Raw genomic sequence first — 18,750 nt, 5'->3', positions numbered from 1 at the left:
GGGGTCAGACGCCGATGTCGCGGCCGTCCTCGCGCCAGACGGCGACGACCGACGGGCGGACGATCTTCCCGGGCCCGTCGGGCCAGGTGCTGGCGGGCTTCTCCACGGACGCCCCGTCGATCTCGCCCGGGTGCTGCACGGCGACGAGCACGCGCCGGTCCTGGATGACCGGGCCGCAGGTCTCGGCGCCCTTCGGCACGGTCAGGAACTGCTTCAGCTCACCGCGCCGCTCGCCCTGCACGGCGACGCCGAACAGGCCGTCGTGCGAGCCGAGCTGGTTGCCGTCGGTGGAGATCCACAGGTTGCCGTGCGGGTCGAAGGCGACGTTGTCCGGGCAGGAGATCGGGGAGACCTTCTCCTTGGGGAAGCCGGCGAAGTAGGTGGACGGGTCGTCCGGGTCGCCCGCGACGAGGAAGAGGCGCCAGGCGAAGCCGTCCGAGGCCGGGTCGTCCCAGTTCTCGGCCAGCTCCAGGACCTGCCCGTGCTTGTTGAGGTTGCGCGGGTTGGCCTCGTCCGCGCCCGCCTTGCCGGCCTTGCCGCGGTCGGTGTTGTTGGTGAGCGCGACGTACACGCGGCCGGTGCGCGGGGACGGCTCGACGTCCTCGGGGCGGTCCATCTTCGTGGCGCCGACCTTGTCGCCGGCGAGGCGGGTGAAGACGTACACCTCCTCGGCGGTCATGCCGGGGACGTGCGAGACGTTCCCGGTGGCGAGCGGAATCCACACGCCGGTGCCGTCGAACTCGCCGTCGTTCGGGAGCTTCCCGGTGCCGTCGACCTCGGCGGCCGGGGAGTCGCCGGTCAGCTTGGCGACGTACAGCGTGCCCTCGTCCAGGAGGGTCAGGTTGTGCTCGCGGGCGGACCGCGAGTTCCCCTTCCTCATCCGCTTCGAGGAGACGAACTTGTAGAAGTAGTCGAAGCGCTCGTCGTCGCCCATGTAGACGACCGGGCGGCCGTCGGCGGTGAGGCGGGGCTGCGCGGCCTCGTGCTTGAAGCGGCCGAGCGCGGTGCGCTTGCGGGGCGTGGAGTCGGGGTCGTACGGGTCGAGTTCCACGACCCAGCCGAAGCGGTGGACCTCGTGGGGCTCCTGCTTGAGGTCGAAGCGCCGGTCGAACCGCTCCCACTTGCGCTCGGTGGCGCCGGAGCCGACGCCGTACCGCTTGTCGGTGGCGCTGGAGCCGTTGGCGAAGTACTGGTTGAAGTTCTCCTCGCCGTGGAGGGTGGTGCCCCACGGGGTGGTGCCGCCGGCGCAGTTGTTGAGCGTGCCGAGGACCTTGCGGCCGGTCGGGTCGGCGGAGGTGCGCAGCAGCGGGGAGCCGGCGGCGGGGCCGGTGACCCGGAACTCGGTCGTGGTGTGCAGCCGCCGGTTGAGGTGGTGGCGGGGGACCGGGGTGAGCCTGCCGGTGCGGCGCTCCTCCTCGACCACGACGACCGACAGGCCGTGCGCGGCCCAGGCGATCTCGACCTGCTCGCGGGTCGGGTTCTGCGGGTCGTAGCCGCGGAACATCAGGACTTCGTCGGTGTACTCGTGGTTCGCGACGAGGACCTGGCGTCCGCGCTCGCCGGGCAGCGGCAGCAGGGAGAGGAAGTCGTTGTTGTAGCCGAACTGGCCGGCCTGGGCCTTCGCGGTCTGCTTCTCGGCGTCGAAGGCGGGGGCGCCGCGCAGGATGGGCTCGCCCCAGCGGATGACCACGTTCTGCGCGTAGCCGGCGGGGACGGTGACCTTGTCGGCGGTGTTGGGCGCGACGGGGGAGAAGCGGAGGCCGCGGGCGCCGTCGGCCTTGCCGGGGACGTGGCCGTGTCCGTGCCCGTTCCCGTGGCCGTGGCCCGGGCCGTGGGCCTCGGCGGCGGGGGCCTCACCGAGGGCGACGGCACCGCCGACGGCGGAGGCGACCGTCACGACGGCGGCGGCGCGGAGGGCGGAACGGCGGGAGAGGACACCGGCTATGAGGTCACCGGCGTACTCGTTGTCGCTGGTGTTGGGCACCTCGTGGAAGCAGGCGTCACCACAGCGGTACCGGCAGGTGAGAGCGGAACGGCCGCCTCCGTGCGGGTTCGTGCTCAGCAGCGGCAGCAGTTTGCGCACTTCGTCCTCCTCCGGCGCACCGTCTGCGCCGACATGGTGTCGGGATGGCTTCGGCGGTGACGCTATGTGCGCGCCCCGGCCCGGGGACGGCCTCGGCGTGAACGCCCGATGAATGCGCGGCGACCGGGGATGGCGGAGGAGCGACCGGGCCACGGAGGGCGCCGGGGACGGCCGCTAACCTTACGTATCCGCCGTGGCCAGGGACGAAGGTCCCGAAACACGCCCGGTACGGACATTCACACCGCACCCCCACCTCATGCGAAAGGGTTCGCCCATGGGTATTCGGAGCATGCTGCGCAAGGTGTTCGGCCGGGACCGCGAGGACTCCCCGGCACCCTCCGTCCCCTCCCAGTCGCGTGAGACGCCGGAGGCGGTGGAGGCACCGGAGACGCCGGAGACGGTGAAGGCGACGGTGACCACGGGGACGGCGGAGACGACCGCGCCCGGAGAGGTACCCGTTACGCCGGTGACTCCGGAGACGCCGGTGACCGGAGAGGCCGTGGAGGCGCCGGGCGACCCGGAGCCCCCGGCGGCTCCGGAGGAACCGGGGACGGCGGCCCGCCGGGCGGCGGACGACCTGGTGGCGGCGTCCTTCGGCAACCCGCAGGTGCCCGGGGCGAGGACGGCGGAAGCGGAGCCGGTCGCGGAGACCGCCGAGGAAGCGGTCACGGGGACCGCCACGGCTCCGGAAGCGGTCACGGAGCCGTCCGTGGAACCGACTGTGGAACCGGAGACGGTCCCGGAGCCGAGGACGGCCGTGGAACCGGAACCGGAAGCGGTCGTGGAGACCGCCGCGGCTCCGGAAGCGGTCGCGGAGCCGGTCGCCGTACCGGAGCCGGCCGTCGCCGTCGCCGTTCCGGTCGCGGAAACGGAACCGGTCGCGGAAACGGCCGAGGAAGCGGAACCGGCCGTGGAGGTGACGGACCCCGCCGTCTCGGCCGCGGTCGAGGCGGCGGAGCGGGAGGCCGCCGCCGTCGACGGGGGCGTTCCGGCGGAGGACCCCGCTCCGGAGGAGCGGAGCGCCGGGCCCGAGGTGGAGGCTCCGGCCGCCACCGCTCCGGAGGCCGCCGTCGTTCCCGCCCCGGCCGAGCGCGAGGTCGTCGTGGCCCCCGCTCCGGCGGCCGCCGTCATCCCCCTCCCCGAGGCCGTCGCGGAGTCCGTCGTGGTCGTCCCGGAGCCCACTGCGGCCCCGGCGCACGTCGAGGCCCCGGCACCCGTCGCGGTACCCGAGCCCGTCGAGGCCCCGGAGCCCGTCGCGGCACCCGAGGCCGCCGACCCGGCCCCGTCCGCCGATCCGACCCCGGCCGCCACTCCGGCCCCGGTCATCGACCCGGCTCCGGCCGCCGACCCGGCTCCGTACGTCGTTCCCACCCCGGCCGCCGTTCCCGCCCCGGCCGCCGTTCCCGCCCCGGCGGAAGCGGTCTCCGCGCCGGAGGTTCCCGCCGCTCCCCGGTCCGCCGCCCCCGCCCTCTCCCTCGCGCGGGTCAAGGCCGCCGCCCCCCACCTCGTGGACGCCTACAAGGCCGCCGGGGCCGCGCTCAAGAAGCAGGGGCTCGCCGGGGCGCGGGCGGACGTGTACCTGGTGGTCGACCGGTCCGGTTCGATGCGCGGCTACTTCAAGGACGGGTCCGTGCAGCGGCTCGCGGAGCAGACGGTGGCGCTCGCGGCGCACCTCGACCCCGACGCCAGGGTCACGACCGTGTTCTTCTCCACGGACATCGACGGCACCGCCGAGCTGACCCCCGCCACGCTCACCCCCACCCGGGTGGAGGAGATCAACGGCACCCTCGGCCGTCTGGGCCGCACCCACTACCACCGCGCCGTGGAGGAGGTCCTGGCCCTGCACGCGAAGGCCGACCCCGCCCGCCCGGCGCTCGTCGTCTTCCAGACGGACGGCGCGCCGGACGCGAGGACGGCCGCCACGCAGGCGCTCGCCGAGGCGGCGGACCGTCCGCTGCACTGGCGGTTCGTGGCCTGGGGCGACGAGGACAACAAGGCCTTCGACTACCTCCGGAAGCTCGGCGGGACGCCCCGTACCGCCGCGTACTTCCAGGGCACGGACCCCGCCGGGACCGAGCACGCCGCCTTCTACCGGGGACTGCTCGCCGGCCTGGAGCTGTAGGCCCGGGCCGGTTCCGGGGCGCGGCCGCCGGTCCGGTGGCCGCGCCCGGGGCGCCGGGAACGGGGCGCCGGGAACGGGGCGCCGGGAACGGGCGCGGGGTCGGGATCAGGCACGCGATCAGGCACGAGACCGGGATCAGGCCCGGGGCCGGGCGCGGACCCGGCGGCTCACCGCGTGCCGACCGGCAGGGTCACCGTCACCACGAGTCCGCCGCCCTCGGCCGCGCTCCGTGCCACCGCCGTCGCGCGGCCCCCGTGGGCGACGGCGATCGACCGGACGATGGAGAGTCCGAGCCCCGCGCCGGGCCCCGTCCGGTCCCGTCCCTCGCCCCGCCGGAAGGGTTCGAAGAGGGCTTCGACGCCGTCCGGGGGAATCACGGGTCCGGTGTTGACGACGGTCAGGACTCCGCCGTCGACCCGCACGCGGACCGTGCCCCCGGGGACGTTGTACGCGACCGCGTTCGCGACGAGGTTCCGCACGAGCTGTCGGAGCAGCACCCGGCTCCCCCGTACGACCCCGCTCCCGTCCCCCACCTCCACGTCCTCGTACTCCTCCGCGACGGTCTCGGCCAGGGGGACGTCCTCCCTCTCCGCGAGTCCCCGCTCGCCGCGGGCGAGGAGGAGCAGGCCGTCGAGGAGGCGTTCGCTGTGCCGGTTGGTGTCGAGGAGGATCTGCCGCACCTCGCAGTCCTCGCCGAGGCCGACCTGGAGGGCGGCGCGCTGGGTGGCGAGCGGGGTGCGCAGTTCGTGCGAGGCGTTGGCGATGAAGCGGCGCTGGCTGTCGAAGGCCTTCTCCAGGCGTCCGAGCAGCGCGTCGATCGTGTCGCCCAGCTCCTTCAGCTCGTCGTCGGGTCCGCGCACCGCGAGCCGCTGGTGCAGGTTCCGTTCGGAGAGGCGGCGGGCGCGGGCGGTCATCTCGTGCACCGGCCGCAGGACGCGCCCGGCGGTCCACCAGCCGACGACGACGGCGCAGCAGGCCGTGACGAGCAGGGCCAGGCAGGACCACATGAGCATCTGTTCGGCCGCCGCCCGGGTGATGTCGTCGCCGAGCCGGTACGCCTCCGTCCCGCCGGTGCCGTCCGCCCGGGAGACGATCACGTCGGTCGCCCCGGCGGTCCCCGCGAGGACGAGCAGGTCGACGACGAGGAGGAGGACGGCGCCGAGGACGAGGAAGGCGCCGCCGTAGACGAGGGCGATCCGGGTCCGGATGGTGGACCCGGAGCCGAGGTAGGCGTCCCGGACGCCGGGGCCTGAGCGGTCCTCCCCGTCGCCGGAGGCACCCGGGGGGCCGCCGGACGGGCTCACAGCCGGTACCCCACGCCCTGCACGGTGCCGATCAGCGGGGGTTCCCCCAGCTTGGCCCGCAGCTTGCTCACGCAGACGCGCACGGCCCCGGTGAAGGGGTCGGCGTGGGCGTCCCAGGCGCGTTCGAGCAGTTCCTCGGCGGAGACGACCGCGCCGTCGGCCTCCAGGAGGATCTGGAGGACGGAGAACTCCTTCGGGGAGAGGCCGAGGTCGCGCCCGTCGCGGGTGGCGGTCCGCCGGACGGTGTCCATCCGCAGTCCGGCCCGTTCGAGGAGCGGCGGCAGGGGGCGGGCGGAGCGGCGGCGCAGGGCGCGGACGCGGGAGACCAGCTCGGGGAACTCGAAGGGCTTGCCGAGGTAGTCGTCGGCGCCCAGGTCGAGGCCCTCGACGCGGTCCTCGACGGCGGTGGCGGCGGTCAGCATCAGGATGCGGGTGCGGGAGCCGCCGGCGACGAGCCGCCGGGCGACCTCGTCGCCGTGGACGCGGGGCAGGTCGCGGTCGAGGACGAGGACGTCGTACGCGTACAGGCCGAGCCGTTCCAGGGCGTCCTCGCCGTCGTGGACGGTGTCGACGGCGAAACCGGCCCGCCGCAGCCCGGTGGCGACGAGTCCCGCGAGGACCCGCTCGTCCTCCGCTACGAGTACACGCATGCCGTCCATCTTCCCCGTGCCGTCCCGGCGCCCGGCGCCCGCCCCCCGGCGCCGGCCCCCTCCCCGGGCCACGGTCCCGCCCGGGTCCGACGATGTGAGGGGATCTTCACGGGGCCGTTAGGATTTCGGCCATGGCGGCCACTGGAACCGAGAAGCGGGGGACGAAGGCGTTCTACGTCACGACCCCCATCTACTACGTCAACGACGCTCCTCACCTGGGCCACGCCTACACGACCGTAGCGGGCGACGTGCTCACGCGCTGGCACCGTCAGCGCGGCGAGAAGGTGTGGTACCTCACCGGCACGGACGAGCACGGTCAGAAGATCATGCGCACGGCCGAGGCGAACGACGTGACGCCCCAGGCCTGGTGCGACAAGCTCGTGGAGGAGGCCTGGAAGCCCCTCTGGGAGCACCTGAACATCGCGAACGACGACTTCATCCGCACCACGCAGAAGCGTCACACCGACCGCGTCCAGGAGTTCGTGCAGGACCTGTACGACAAGGACGAGATCTACAAGGGCGGCTACGAGGGCCCGTACTGCGTGGGCTGCGAGGAGTACAAGCTCCCCGGCGACCTGATCGAGGCGGAGGACGGCACGAAGCTGTGCCCCGTCCACAAGAAGCCGGTGGAGATCCTCAAGGAGGAGAACTACTTCTTCAAGCTGAGCGCGTACGGCCCGAAGCTCCTGGAGTTCTACGAGGCGAACCCGGGCTTCATCCAGCCCGAGTCGGCCCGCAACGAGGTCGTGAACTTCGTCCGGCAGGGCCTCGAGGACCTCTCGATCTCGCGCTCGACGTTCGACTGGGGCGTCCCGGTGCCGTGGGACGAGAAGCACGTCATCTACGTGTGGATCGACGCGCTCCTGAACTACGCGACGGCCGTCGGCTACGGCGCCGACCAGGCGAAGTTCGAGGAGACCTTCCCCGCGGACGTGCACCTCATCGGCAAGGACATCCTGCGGTTCCACGCGGTGATCTGGCCGGCGATGCTGATGGCGCAGGGCCTGCCGGTCCCCGGCCGGGTGGCCGCCAACGGCTGGCTGATGGTCGGCGGCGAGAAGATGTCGAAGTCGAACCTGACCGGCATCAAGCCGCAGGACCTGACCTCGCACTTCGGCGTGGACGCGTACCGCTGGTACTTCCTGCGGGCCATCGCCTTCGGCCAGGACGGCTCGTTCTCGTGGGAGGACTTCACCGCCCGCTACACGAGCGAGCTGGCCAACGACTACGGCAACCTCGCCTCGCGCGTGGCGGCCATGGTCGGCAAGTACTTCGGCGGCGCGCTGCCCGCGCCGGCGGCGGACGGCGACGCGGAGAGGGCCGTCCACGACGGCCTGGCGAAGGCCGTGGCGACGGCCGACGCGAAGATCGGCGAGGAGCTGGACTTCCAGGCCGGCATCCTGGCGATCTTCGACTTCGTGAAGCAGGTCAACGGCTACATCACGGAGCAGGAACCGTGGAAGGTCGCCAAGGACGAGTCGGAGGAGGGCCGCGCCCGCCTCGCCACGATCCTCTACACCGCCGCCGAGTCCCTGCGCGCGGTCGCGGTCCTGCTCAACCCGGTCATGCCGGAGACGTCCCAGGCCCTCTGGGACTCCCTGGGCGCCGAGGAGTCCCTGGGGGCCCTGGCCGACCAGCGGGTCCAGGACGCGGCCACGTGGGGGCAGCTCCCGGCCGGCGCGACGGTGACGAAGGGCGCGGTGCTGTTCCCGCGCCTGGAGGACCCGAAGAAGGACTGACGGCCCCCCGGCCGTGACGAAGGCCGCCGCCCCGTACGCACGGGACGGCGGCCTTCGCCGTACGCGCCACGGGCCGCCGGGACGGGACCGGGGCGAGGAGTGCGGCCCTGCTCCGGAGTAGCCTTCTTCAGGCGCGGGCCGCGTACCTCACGAACCCGGCCCACGCGCCGGTCCCGACCGCGAGTTGGGGGCCGTCGAGGACCTTGGAGTCACGGACGTGGACGGTGGCGGGGGTGGCGGCGACCTCGACGCAGGAGTTGCCGTCGTTGCCGCCGCTGTAACTGCTCTTGCGCCAGGCGACCTCGACGCAGGAGTCACCTTCGCTGCTGCTGCTGTAGCTGCTCTTGAACCACACCAGATCAGAGACATCCCCGGCGGAGGTGTTGTGCGTCATGTCTCTCCTAGCAGTCCCTGGATGACGTCGGTGGACTCACTGGGCGTGAGGGCCTGAGTCCGGATGATGCCATAGCGCAATTCCAGGATACGGAGCTGCCGCAGGTCGGTCACCGGCCTTCCGTTGGCCACCGCCGGTGATCGGCCGACCGCCGAGCCGTCCTCGAACTTGAGCACCTCGATGCCCCCCGCCAAGCCCGCGTGCTCCGCCCGCGCCATCGGCATCACCTGGAGCTCCACCTGCCGCAACTCGGCTGCTTCCAGAAGGTGTTCCAGCTGACGGCGGAGCACCTCCTTTCCTCCCAGTGGCCGCCGGAGCGTCCACTCCTCCAGTACGAAACTCAGTTCCGGAGCGGGAAGCCGCTCGAACACCGCCTTGCGGGCCACGCGTGCCGCCATGTACCGCTCCACCTCGTCCTGCGTGTACGCCGGGCGCCTCATCAGGAGCAGTCCGCGCGCGTACTCGGGCGTCTGCAGCAGCCCGTGGATGTTGAGCGGGTCGTAGAGCTGCATCTCGGCCGCACGCGCCTCCAGTTCGGCGAGGTCGCGGACCTTCTTCGGGTAACGGACCTTCGCCACGTCGTCCTTCATCGCCGAGATGAGGCCACCCGCCCCCAGGATCTCGTCCGACTTGTCCAGGAACTCGGGGCGCGGAATGCGTTTCCCACTCTCGATCTTGTAGATCATGTCCTCGCCGTAACCGACGGCGAGAGCGAACTCGGCGGCCCGCATGCCCACCGCCTCGCGGCGCAGGCGCAGTTGGCGTCCGACAGTGGCGATGACGGCGACACCCCATTCGTCGTCCGGGTCGACCTCCCAGCTGGGTTCCTCCACCGACATCCCACACTCCTCCGTCTGTCCTGTCCGGCCGCGTCGCCCCTACCCGTGACGAGGCTTCGGACAGACCGGACAGCGGTGGACAAGCTCCGGACAGTCACCCTACGTACCGGTGGAGTCACTGTTCACGGTAGGCAGGAGCGGCCACGCTCGGTGCCGTGAACCAGAAGAACACCACCCAAGCCCCCTCCCCCGCCCGCGACTTCGGCCTCCTGCTGTCGTCCACGCCGCGCGGCGCCCGGCTCGCCCGGCTGCTCGCCGCCGCATGGCTGCGAGATCTCGAACTGCCGTACGGAGTGGCCGAGAACACCGCACAGGTCGTCGCCGAACTCGCGGCGAACGCGGTCACCCACGGCCGGGTCGGGGGCCGGGACTTCCGTCTCGCGCTCCGGCTTTCGGCCGGGGTGCTCCGGGTCGAGGTGACGGACACCCGGGCCGACGCCCTCCCCCGCCTCCGGCCGCCCTCACCGGGCGGGGACGGGGACGGCGGGCGCGGGCTGCTCCTGGTCGAGGCGCTGGCCGACCGGTGGGGCGTCGGCCTCGGCCCCGTACCGCAGAAGACCGTGTGGGCCGAACTCGCTCTCCCCCACCCCTGACCCGCGTAAACGACTCAGGCACCGGGTCCCGGGAACCTGGTCTCCGGTGAGGCGGACGGTCTCCCGGGACAACAACCGGAGAGAAAGAAACCCACCGAGCCCCACCCCTCCTCCCGCTCGGACAGGCGCTCACTCGCCCGGGTGAAAAACACCAACACGGCTGGCTTTGGGACGGGTTGCCTGTCTTACGCTCTGCCCCACTGGCATATGACCGCCGGCCTCAGACATGCGTCGGCCCCCGCCGGGACTAGCGATCCCAAGGCGAGGGCCTGACCATCCAGGAAGTAAAGGGCTTCCCGATGGGTACCCAGCACACTAGCGCGCACCCGCACGCCCAGTCCCGCAATGACGGGAAAAACCTCCCCTCCCGGCGAGCCGGAGCGGCCACGCGTCACGGCGGCGTCACGCACGACAACGCCCGTCACACCACTCGCTTCACGGTGATCGGCAACCACCTCGCCCAGCACCCCGAGCTGTCGCTGCTCGCCATCGGCCTCGGCGTGCACATCCAGTCGCTCCCCGGCGGCGCGTCCGTCGACATCAGGAGCCTGGCCGCCCGCTTCCCCGAGGGGACGACCCGGATCGCCGGTGCCCTGCGCGAGCTGGAGGCCCACGGCTACCTGCGCCGTACCCGCGAGCGCACCCGGGACGGGCGCATCGTCACCCGCACGGTGTCCTGCAACCAGCCGGGCCGGGCCGCCGCCACGGACGAGCCGAAGCCCGAGCGCCCCGCCCGCCGGGAGGAAAAGCCGCCGCGCCGCGCCCTGCCCGCCGTACCGCGGCCCGCGTACCCCGCCCCCGGCCTGCTCGCGACCGCCCTCGGAGTCCTCTCGGGCCTCCGCCGCACCGACCCCCGCCTCCTGGTCTCCGCGACCGACGCCGAACACCTCGCCCCGGGCGTCGCCGCCTGGCTGGAGCGCGACCTCACACCCGAGGAGGTCCACCACGCCCTGACCACCGGCCTCCCGCCGGAGCCCCTGCACCGCCCGGCCGCCCTCCTGGCCCACCGCCTCGCCGCCCAGCTCCCGCCCCTGCCGCCGTTCCGTGCGCCCGGGGCCCCTTCCGCCCGGCACCCGCTCCAGAACTGCGACGTCTGCGACCGCGCCCACCGCGCTCCCGAACCCGGAACCTGCGGCGCCTGCCGCACCCGGCCGACTCCGTCCCCACACTCCTAGGAATCAGGAACCCCGCGGTCAACCCACCGCACGAAGCGATGCACCACATCTTCCGGCACGACCTCCACCTCTTCAGCCGTCTGAAGGACGTGCTGGGGCTCCCCCTCCCGGACACCGTCGAGGCGATCGTCCTGCCCAACGACCTCACCGAGACACGGCCGGTCGAGCGCCGCGTCGACACCCTCCTGCGGCTCGACAGCGCCCGGGACGGCTCCCTCCTCCTCGCCATCGAGGCGCAGGGAAGGAAGGACCCGTCCAAGCCGGCGAGCTGGGCGTACTACGCCTCCTACCTGTGGACGAAGTACGGCCTGCCGACCTCCCTGCTCGTGGTCTGCCAGGACCGGACCACGGCGGAATGGGCCGCCCGGCCGGTCGCCGGCGGCCCCTCCTCCATGCCCACCCTCGAGATCCGGCCGATCGTCGTGGGCCCGCACAACATGCCCGTCATCACCGACCCGGCCAAAGCCGCCGAGGACCTGGCACTGTCCACCGCACTGCGGGACGTTCCCGAGAACGTCGCCGACCCGATCATCGAATTCACCGCACAGGGGCTGGGCAAGCGCCCGGCCCAGGACCTCTGGAGGACTCTGGTGGCCGTGGACCTCTCCTTCTACAAGTCGTACCTCGCCGAAGAGATCCGGGACGAAGGCCGGGCCGAGGGCAAGGCAGAAGGCAAGGCCGAGGGCCAGGCCGAAGGGCGCGCCCAGGCCGCCGCCGACGCCGTACTGCTGGTCCTGGAGCAGCGCGGCCTCGACGTGCCCGAGGACGTACGCGCCCGCGTCACCGCGTGCGGCGACCCCGATACGCTGCGCGTCTGGCTGACCCGGGCCGTCACGGCCGCCTCGGCCGAAGAGATCTTCGCGGAGGAGTAGCCCCGGCGGGCGGACAAGCGCGGGAGCACCGGGCTCCCGCCCCTCCCCCACGGCGCCTTCGTCCCTCCCTGCCCGGCTCCGCCCCTCCCCTTCCGCGGGAACGAGCCGCCCCTGATCCCGGGAAGCAGGGGGGGCTCGTCACCGGTCACCGGCATGGCGGGATCGCTCCTTTGTTCGTTGCTCATGTGAATGGGCACATGGCAGCATGCGGGCGTGAAGGACAACGGGGACGACATGCCGAAGCCTCGACCGGTTTCGAAGTTGACGGAACTGGCCCACCTCCCGGTTCCGCCCGCACCACCGGTGCCCGCCGTGCCGGCGCCGGCCGTCTCGGAACGGGCGGGGCCGGACGACGCGATCGCGACGGCCCGCCGTGAATTTGCGCGTTTGCTGGGCGCGTTCCGGCGTACCGCCGTCCTGGTGCCGCTCGACGAGCGGGAGAGCCTGTGGACCGCCGACTTCAACGGCGTCCGGTGGATCTGCGCCTTCTCGGACGAGGAGGCGCTGGCCCGGTTCGCGGAGGCGCGCGGGGAGACGGGACGCCCGTGGGCGTACCGGACGATCCTGGGCGCGCGGCTCCTCGACGTGATGGTGCCGATGCTGCCCGGCCCCGGCGGGGTCGCGCTGGACGCGGGCAGTGCGGACGGGACGCTGTTCCCGCCGGTGGCCGGGATCGTCCCGGACGAGGTGGCGGTGGACCTCGGGGAGACCGGGGCGGGGACCGGCACGTCCCCGGACACGGGTGCGCGCACGGACAGGGGGGCGGGGACGCGATGAGTGGGAACGAGCCCGAACTCGCGGCGTCGGCGGAGGCGCTGGCGGCGATCGCGAAGGGCATCGACCTGGCGCACGCCGAGCTGAAGGAGCTCGGCATGACCGGTGAGGCGTCGGCGGGCCGGGGCTTCTCCGACCTCGCCCTCTCGGGGCTGGAGCTGGGCCACGGCGGTCTGGCGTCGGAGTTCGGGACCTTCTGCGAACGGTGGGAGTGGGGGGTGCGCGCGCTCTCCCTGCGGGGGAACGTCTTCGCGCAGGGGGTCGGCCTGTCGGCGGGCTCGTTCGCGGAGCAGGAGCAGTACGTCAAGGACTCGTTCAAGATCGGGGTGAACGCGGTCAACGGCAACCCGCACCTGTCCGAGGACGACGTCAAGAAGATGCGCTGGGAGACCGTGCGCGACCAGCGCGCGTGGGACGACGCGGACTGGAGCCCGGGCTCGCTGGCCGGGGCCCGCGCGGAGATCGAACAGACCTGGAAGAACACGGGCTACGACGTGATGGACGCCCAGTTGGACGCGATGGAGCGTGCCGGGCTGATCGACCCGGCGGCGCGTGACGGTGTGGACGGGCGGCTCGAGGAGAGTCTCGGCCCGGACCGGGCGACGGTCGAACAGGCCGAACAGCCGCGGTGGGGGGAGAACCGCTGATGGCGGACTGGGGGGAACTGTTCGACAAGGGCATCGACAAGTTCGGCGACGGCATCGACAAGGGCAAGGAGTTCGCCGGCAAGGGCATCGACTTCGCGACCGACCAGACCGGCCGGCTCCTGGACGGGGTGGGCGCGCACGACTGGGCGGACTCGGTCGAGGGCTGGGGTGACGAGACCGCCTCCTCACTCGGCGCGCACGTCGGGGAGAAGCGGCTCGGGCAGACCGAGCGGGCCGAGGAGCTCGTCCACGGCAAGCCCGAGAAGATCGCCGCGACGGTGAAGAACCTGCGGGACTTCCAGCGCGCGTTCGACCTGGTCGGCGGCGGGATGAAGAAGCTGGACGCCGGCCACTGGAAGGGCGGGGCCGCCGAGGCGTTCCGCAAGAAGTTCCAGCCCCTGCCGACCGAGTGGCTCCACGCGGCGGACGCGATGGAGAGCGCGGCCGAGGCGCTGGAGACGTACGCCGGGACGGTCGTGAGCGCCCAGGGGAAGGCCCGCGAGGCGATCGCGCTGTACAAGGAGGGCGACGAGGACTCCAAGGCGGCCGAGGACAACCACCGGAAGAAGGTCGAGGCGTACACGGCGGCCCTGAGCGGGGACAGCCCGCTCCCCGACCCCGGCCCCTGCCCCGACCCCGGCGAAGCCAAGCGGCAGCGCGCCCGGGAGATCCTGAACGACGCGCGCAGGGCGCGCGACGAGGCCGGGGAGACCGCGAAGGCGGCGGTCCGCGCCGCGCTCGCCCACGCGCCGAAGGAGCCCTCCGGCCGCGAGCGGGTCAAGCTGGAGCTGACGGACCACCTCCTGGGGCAGGGCGTCGAACTGGCGCACTTCGGCGGGGGCGTCATCAAGGGCGGGGCCGGCCTGGTCAACTTCGTCCGTTCGGTGAACCCGACCGACCCGTACAACCTGACCCACCCCGCGGAGTACTACAAGGGCGTCCACATGACGCTCGCCGGCCTGGTCTCCTCGGCGGCGAACCCGGACCGGGCGCTGAAGAACTCCTGGGACGCGGCGAAGGGCGACCCGTCGGAGTTCCTCGGCCGCCTGGTGCCGGAGCTGATCGGGACGAAGGGCACCGGACTGGCGCGCGGCGGCGCGCGGTTCGGCCCGAACGGCGCGAAGCACCTGCCCGGATCGAGGAAGCCGGGCGGCGCCGGCGAACCGGAGAAGCCGGGGAGCAGCCGCGGGGACCACGAGAAGGACCCGGACAACCGGAGCAACGAGTGCCGTGAGAACGTGTGCGACGGCGACCCGGTGGACATGGCGTCCGGCCGCGTCCTGCTGCCGCAGACGGACATCGCCCTGCCCGGCTCGCTGCCGCTGGTCTTCCGGCGCGTCTTCGACTCCTCGCACCGCTCCGGCCGCTGGTTCGGCCCGACGTGGTCGTCGACGGTGGACCAGCGCCTGGAGATCGACGCGGAGGGCGTCGTCTTCGGCTGTGACGAGGGCAGCCTCCTCGCCTACCCGCACCCGGCCCCCGGGGTCCCGGTCGTGCCCGCGCACGGGCGGCGGTGGCCGCTGGACCGGGTCGGGGACGGCTACACGATCACCGACCCCGACACCGGCACGGTCCGGCACTTCGCCGGCCACGGCGACGGGCTCGCGCTCCTGGTCCGGATCGACGACCGCAACGGGAACCGGATCACCTTCGAGTACGACGAGACGGGCGCCCCGGAGTCGATCGTCCACCACGGCGGCTACCACCTGAAGCTGACCACGGACGCGGGCCGCGTGACCGCCCTCCACCTCGCGGGCGCGGCACCGGACGGCTCCGACCAGGAGATCCTGCGCTACGGCTACACCGACGGGCACCTCACCGAGGTCGTCAACTCCTCCGGGCGGCCCCTGCGCTTCGGCTGCGACGAGCACGGCCGCATCACGTCGTGGACCGACACCAACGGCAGCCGCTTCGACTACGTCTACGACGAGCAGGACCGCTGCACCTACCAGGCCGGAACCAACGGCCACCTCGAATCCCACTTCACCTGGGACGACACCGACCCCGAGACCGGACTCAGGACGACGTCCATCACCAACGGGCTCGGGCACACCAAGCGGTTCGTCGTCGACGGACGCTCCAGGGTCGTCGCCGAGATCGACCCCCTGGGCGCGGTCACCCGCTTCGCGTACGACCGCCACAACCGCCTGCTGTCCCGGACGGACCCGCTGGGCCACGTCAGCCGTTCGAGCTACGACGAGCGGGGGCGCCCGACGTCCGTGGAACGCCCGGACGGGCGGCGGGCGCGGGCCGAGTACGACGGGAACGGCTTCCCGGTGCGGATCGTCGGCGCCGACGGCAACGCCGTGCGCCAGACCTTCGACGAGCGCGGCAACCGCACGTCGGTGACGGCGCCCTCGGGCGCCCGGACGGAGTTCGCGTACGACACGGCGGGCCGGCTCGTCTCGGTGACGGACCCGTTCGGCGCCACCACCCGGATCGTCCCGGACTCCCGGGGCCTGCCCGTCGGGATCACCGGCCCGCTGGGCGCCACGACCCGGTACGCGTACGACGCCTTCGGCCGTACGGTCCGGATCACCGACCCCCTCGGCGGGGTCACGCGCCTGGAGTGGACGGTGGAGGGCCGGCCGTCCCGGCGCGTCGCGCCCGACGGCACGGAGGAGTCCTGGACGTACGACGGCGAGGGCAACTGCCTGAGCCACACGGACGCGTCGGGCGGCACGACCCGCTTCGCGTACACCGACTTCGACCTGCTGACCTCGCGTACGGGCCCGGACGGGGTGCGGTACGAGTTCACGCACGACACGAACCTGCGCCTGACGCGGGTGACGAACCCACAGGGCCTGACCTGGGAGTACGCCTACGACCCGGCGGGCCGGACCCTGTCCGAGACGGACTTCGACGGGCGGACGCTGGGGTACGCGTACGACGCGGCGGGCCGGCTCGTCTCCCGTACGAACGGCCTCGGCCAGGCGGTCCGGTTCGAGCGGGACGCGCTCGGGCGGATCGTCCGCAAGGACGCCGAGGGCGCGGTCAGCACCTACGAGTACGACGTCTTCGACGAGCTGGCGGTGGCGACGAACCCGGACGCGCGCCTCGAACGCCTCCGGGACCGCTACGGCCGTCTGGTGTCCGAGACGGTCAACGGACGGACGCTGTCGTACGCGTACGACGCGGCGGGCCGCAGGACGGGCAGGACGACGCCGGGCGGTTCGGTCAGCACGTGGGCGTACGACGCGGCGGGCCGCAGGACGAACCTCACCGCGTCCGGGCACGAACTGGCCTTCTCCTACGACGCGCTGGGCCGCGAGGTGGAGCGCTCGGTCGCGGACTTCGCGTCGCTGACGTCGTCGTACGACGTGATGAGCCGGCTGACGGCGCAGGAGGTCACGTCCCCACGCGGCGGCGGTCGCCTCCAGCGCCGGACGTACGACTACCGCCCTGACGGCGGTCTGGTCGCCGTCACGGACGGGTTCTCGGGGACGCGCCGCTTCGACCTGGACGGGGCGGGGCGGGTCACGGCGGTGCGGGCGGACCGGTGGACGGAGCGGTACGCGTACGACGGGGCCGGCAACCAGACGGAGGCGGACTGGCCGTCCGCGCACCCGTCCCACGCCGCGACGGGGCCGCGCGCGTACGAGGGGACGCGGATCACCCGCGCGGGGGCGGTCCGCTACGAGCACGACGCCCAGGGCCGGATCGTCCTGCGCCGGAAGACCCGCCTGTCGCGGAAGCCGGACACCTGGCGGTACGCGTGGGACGCGGAGGACCGGCTGACGTCGGTGACGACACCGGACGGCACGGTCTGGAGCTACGCGTACGACCCCCTGGGCCGCCGCATATCCAAACGGTCCCCCTTCGAGACGGTCCACTTCACGTGGGACGGCACGGCCCTCTGCGAGCAGACGACCGAGAACGTCGTCCTGACCTGGGACCACGCGGGCCTGCGCCCCCTGGCCCAGACGGAACGCCGCACGGACACGGACGACGAACGCTTCTTCGCGATCGTCACCGACCTGATCGGCACCCCGACGGAACTCGTCGACGAGTCGGGAGAGTTGGCCTGGCGCACCCGCTCCACCCTCTGGGGCACGACAACCTGGAACCGCGACGCCACGGCGTACACCCCCCTCCGCTTCCCGGGCCAGTACTTCGACCCGGAGTCGGGGTTGCACTACAACTACTTCCGGTACTACGACCCGGAGTCGGCGCGGTACCTGAGCCAGGACCCGTGGGGGTTGGGCCCGGCGCCGAACCCGGCCGCGTACGTGCACAACCCGCACACATGGGGCGATCCGCTGGGCCTTGCGCCTGACGGGTGTCCTCCCGCGAAGGCCGGACGCGGCCTGGCAGAGGCCAAGGCCACAGCATTGAGAGAAGCAGGAATTCCGGAAGGAGCCACACCCATCGAAGTGGACGACTACGTCCCCGCGACGACACCGGAGTGGCAAGGAGCAAAGCAGTTGCTGGATGAAAATCACCAGCCGATCTACTACCGGGAAGAGGTGTACGAACACCCCAACGGACAGGACCTCATCGTATTTCAGGACCACTGGTTTGGACACCAGAAGCCCGGGGAGCCTGGTCACCAGCCGTCGCACGTACATGTGAGACCTTTTGAAGACACCCGCAACGGCCAGGTACCGGGTACCGAGGAGCACTACTACTATGATCGATAATCTCAGCCTGACTCATGCGGGTGACATCCTCGACCTGTATGGCACAGCTCCCCCGCTCAATGAGTTTCGCTTGCGCTCGGTAAACCTGAACTGGCGAGGCCCGACGATCACGCTCCGAGTGGACATTTCGAGTTTCCCGGAAGATCCCCCCCAGGACTGGAAATCGGCAGAAGTCGACACCGTTCAGTGCCATCTGAGATTTCTCGCCGTAGACGATCTCCTCCTGTCGGAGTGGGACCCGCCTGCGCCTGCCACACTCCTCAGGGCCGAACCCCTCGAAAAGAACCAGAGGGTTCGGGTTCGATTGACGGGTGCTCGGGTGGACCTCACCTTCACCAGTAGCAATTCCGCGCAGGTAGGGCACGTGAGTGCCTTCAAGATCGGCAGCGGCGGTACGGATGAAGTCCCGCACCTCTTCTTGAGGAATCTCGACAAAAGGCGCCACAAAACCATCCCGAACCCCGAGGACAGAACGTTTTATGAAAGAGTCTGACTGGACAACGCTTGTCGACTCGGCGAGCGAAGTGGCAAACCTCTACACGAGACCCCCCAGCTTGAGCGAATGCAAGCTAAATTATGCACAGATCGACGAAAGAGGCGCATCGGTAACTTTGATGTTCGAGACTCGCGCGCTTCCCGACGACCCTCCACCAGCCTGGGCGGACAGGGAATACAATGCCGTTGAGTTCTACCTGAAATTCACGGGGGTAAAAGACCTTCGGGTAATCGGCTGGGACTTCAGCATCAGCAACGCAAGAGTCACACTGCGCCCTCAAGAGGATGATCGGATCCAGGTTTCCGTCGAAGCAGCGAGTTCACGTATCCACTTCAATGCATCCGGGTCCGCCCTGACGCGGACGCGAACCTACCTCGCAGGGGCGGAGTGATCGCAGATTCAGTTCGCTTGATCCCGCACTC

At 71.9% G+C, this 18,750-nt stretch carries 15 protein-coding genes; 10 read left to right on the top strand and 5 right to left on the bottom strand.

Annotated elements, in window-relative coordinates:
• Positions 1–4: 4 nt before the first annotated feature.
• Complete coding sequence (locus ACZ3IL_RS10720) at positions 5–2,083, bottom strand: PhoX family protein (protein ID WP_467388718.1); 2,079 nt, start codon at positions 2,081–2,083, stop codon at positions 5–7.
• A 274-nt stretch (positions 2,084–2,357) separates the two neighbouring features.
• Here ACZ3IL_RS10720 and ACZ3IL_RS10715 point away from each other — a divergent pair, with 274 nt between their 5' ends.
• Positions 2,358–4,205, top strand: coding sequence for a VWA domain-containing protein (locus tag ACZ3IL_RS10715; protein WP_467388716.1), 1,848 nt, complete (start codon positions 2,358–2,360; stop codon positions 4,203–4,205).
• 167 nt (positions 4,206–4,372) lie between these two features.
• On the opposite strand, the gene ACZ3IL_RS10710 is transcribed toward ACZ3IL_RS10715, so the two are convergent.
• On the bottom strand, positions 4,373–5,509 hold the full coding sequence (locus ACZ3IL_RS10710; RefSeq protein WP_467388714.1) for a sensor histidine kinase: 1,137 nt from the start codon (positions 5,507–5,509) through the stop codon (positions 4,373–4,375).
• Positions 5,506–6,159, bottom strand: a complete 654-nt coding sequence (locus ACZ3IL_RS10705) for a response regulator transcription factor (RefSeq protein ID WP_467388712.1) — start codon at positions 6,157–6,159, stop codon at positions 5,506–5,508. Before ACZ3IL_RS10705 ends, ACZ3IL_RS10710 begins: the two co-directional genes overlap by 4 nt.
• Before the next feature lie 131 nt (positions 6,160–6,290).
• Between ACZ3IL_RS10705 and metG the strand changes: the two genes are divergently transcribed.
• A complete protein-coding gene (metG, locus tag ACZ3IL_RS10700) occupies positions 6,291–7,898 on the top strand; it encodes a methionine--tRNA ligase (protein ID WP_467388711.1) in 1,608 nt (535 codons plus the stop codon).
• Positions 7,899–8,025: 127 nt separating this feature from the next.
• On the opposite strand, the gene ACZ3IL_RS10695 is transcribed toward metG, so the two are convergent.
• Together ACZ3IL_RS10695 and ACZ3IL_RS10690 are read right to left on the bottom strand one after the other, a co-directional pair.
• Entirely contained in the window at positions 8,026–8,292 is a 267-nt protein-coding gene (locus ACZ3IL_RS10695; RefSeq protein WP_467388710.1) for a DUF397 domain-containing protein, read from the bottom strand.
• Complete coding sequence (locus ACZ3IL_RS10690; RefSeq protein ID WP_467388708.1) at positions 8,289–9,131, bottom strand: helix-turn-helix domain-containing protein; 843 nt, start codon at positions 9,129–9,131, stop codon at positions 8,289–8,291. The genes ACZ3IL_RS10695 and ACZ3IL_RS10690 overlap by 4 nt, the downstream gene beginning before the upstream one ends.
• 155 nt (positions 9,132–9,286) lie before the next feature.
• On the opposite strand from ACZ3IL_RS10690, the gene ACZ3IL_RS10685 reads away from it, so the two are divergent.
• The 8 genes from ACZ3IL_RS10685 (at position 9,287) to ACZ3IL_RS10650 (ending at position 18,719) form a co-directional block, all read left to right on the top strand.
• Positions 9,287–9,724 (top strand): ATP-binding protein, encoded by a 438-nt coding sequence (locus tag ACZ3IL_RS10685; RefSeq protein WP_467388706.1) that lies wholly within the window; start codon positions 9,287–9,289, stop codon positions 9,722–9,724.
• A gap of 299 nt (positions 9,725–10,023) precedes the next feature.
• The gene (locus ACZ3IL_RS10680; protein WP_467388704.1) at positions 10,024–10,899 is read left to right on the top strand and encodes a helix-turn-helix domain-containing protein; all 876 of its coding nucleotides are present in this window, start codon (positions 10,024–10,026) and stop codon (positions 10,897–10,899) included.
• Between the two features lie 38 nt (positions 10,900–10,937).
• Positions 10,938–11,771: a hypothetical protein gene (locus ACZ3IL_RS10675; protein WP_467388702.1), complete on the top strand. Its 834-nt coding sequence runs from the start codon at positions 10,938–10,940 to the stop codon at positions 11,769–11,771.
• 189 nt (positions 11,772–11,960) lie between these two features.
• Entirely contained in the window at positions 11,961–12,548 is a 588-nt protein-coding gene (locus ACZ3IL_RS10670) for an SseB family protein (RefSeq protein WP_467388701.1), read from the top strand.
• Entirely contained in the window at positions 12,545–13,192 is a 648-nt protein-coding gene (locus ACZ3IL_RS10665; protein WP_467388699.1) for a hypothetical protein, read from the top strand. Before ACZ3IL_RS10670 ends, ACZ3IL_RS10665 begins: the two co-directional genes overlap by 4 nt.
• Positions 13,192–17,832 (top strand): putative T7SS-secreted protein, encoded by a 4,641-nt coding sequence (locus ACZ3IL_RS10660; protein ID WP_467388697.1) that lies wholly within the window; start codon positions 13,192–13,194, stop codon positions 17,830–17,832. The genes ACZ3IL_RS10665 and ACZ3IL_RS10660 overlap by 1 nt, the downstream gene beginning before the upstream one ends.
• The gene (locus ACZ3IL_RS10655) at positions 17,822–18,325 is read left to right on the top strand and encodes an Imm50 family immunity protein (protein WP_467388695.1); all 504 of its coding nucleotides are present in this window, start codon (positions 17,822–17,824) and stop codon (positions 18,323–18,325) included. The genes ACZ3IL_RS10660 and ACZ3IL_RS10655 overlap by 11 nt, the downstream gene beginning before the upstream one ends.
• Positions 18,312–18,719 carry an Imm50 family immunity protein gene (locus ACZ3IL_RS10650; RefSeq protein ID WP_467388694.1) on the top strand — a complete coding sequence of 136 codons (408 nt, stop codon included), beginning with the start codon at positions 18,312–18,314 and terminating at the stop codon, positions 18,717–18,719. Before ACZ3IL_RS10655 ends, ACZ3IL_RS10650 begins: the two co-directional genes overlap by 14 nt.
• Positions 18,720–18,750 lie beyond the last annotated feature (31 nt).

The sequence above is a fragment of the Streptomyces sp. NPDC014907 genome, from assembly GCF_055562975.1.
The sequence above is the reverse complement of the archived record's forward strand: the minus strand, read 5'-3'. Positions and strand labels throughout refer to the sequence as shown.

Bases quoted from the DNA above. Each gene is read 5' to 3' on its own strand.
- ACZ3IL_RS10715 (WP_467388716.1), top strand. From the start codon at position 2,358: ATGGGTATTCGGAGCATGCTGCGCAAGGTGTTCGGCCGGGACCGCGAG.
- ACZ3IL_RS10705 (WP_467388712.1), bottom strand. From the start codon at position 6,159: ATGCGTGTACTCGTAGCGGAGGACGAGCGGGTCCTCGCGGGACTCGTC.
- metG (WP_467388711.1), top strand. From the start codon at position 6,291: ATGGCGGCCACTGGAACCGAGAAGCGGGGGACGAAGGCGTTCTACGTC.
- ACZ3IL_RS10695 (WP_467388710.1), bottom strand. From the start codon at position 8,292: ATGACGCACAACACCTCCGCCGGGGATGTCTCTGATCTGGTGTGGTTC.
- ACZ3IL_RS10690 (WP_467388708.1), bottom strand. From the start codon at position 9,131: ATGTCGGTGGAGGAACCCAGCTGGGAGGTCGACCCGGACGACGAATGG.
- ACZ3IL_RS10680 (WP_467388704.1), top strand. From the start codon at position 10,024: ATGGGTACCCAGCACACTAGCGCGCACCCGCACGCCCAGTCCCGCAAT.
- ACZ3IL_RS10675 (WP_467388702.1), top strand. From the start codon at position 10,938: ATGCACCACATCTTCCGGCACGACCTCCACCTCTTCAGCCGTCTGAAG.
- ACZ3IL_RS10670 (WP_467388701.1), top strand. From the start codon at position 11,961: ATGGGCACATGGCAGCATGCGGGCGTGAAGGACAACGGGGACGACATG.
- ACZ3IL_RS10665 (WP_467388699.1), top strand. From the start codon at position 12,545: ATGAGTGGGAACGAGCCCGAACTCGCGGCGTCGGCGGAGGCGCTGGCG.
- ACZ3IL_RS10660 (WP_467388697.1), top strand. From the start codon at position 13,192: ATGGCGGACTGGGGGGAACTGTTCGACAAGGGCATCGACAAGTTCGGC.
- ACZ3IL_RS10655 (WP_467388695.1), top strand. From the start codon at position 17,822: ATGATCGATAATCTCAGCCTGACTCATGCGGGTGACATCCTCGACCTG.
- ACZ3IL_RS10650 (WP_467388694.1), top strand. From the start codon at position 18,312: ATGAAAGAGTCTGACTGGACAACGCTTGTCGACTCGGCGAGCGAAGTG.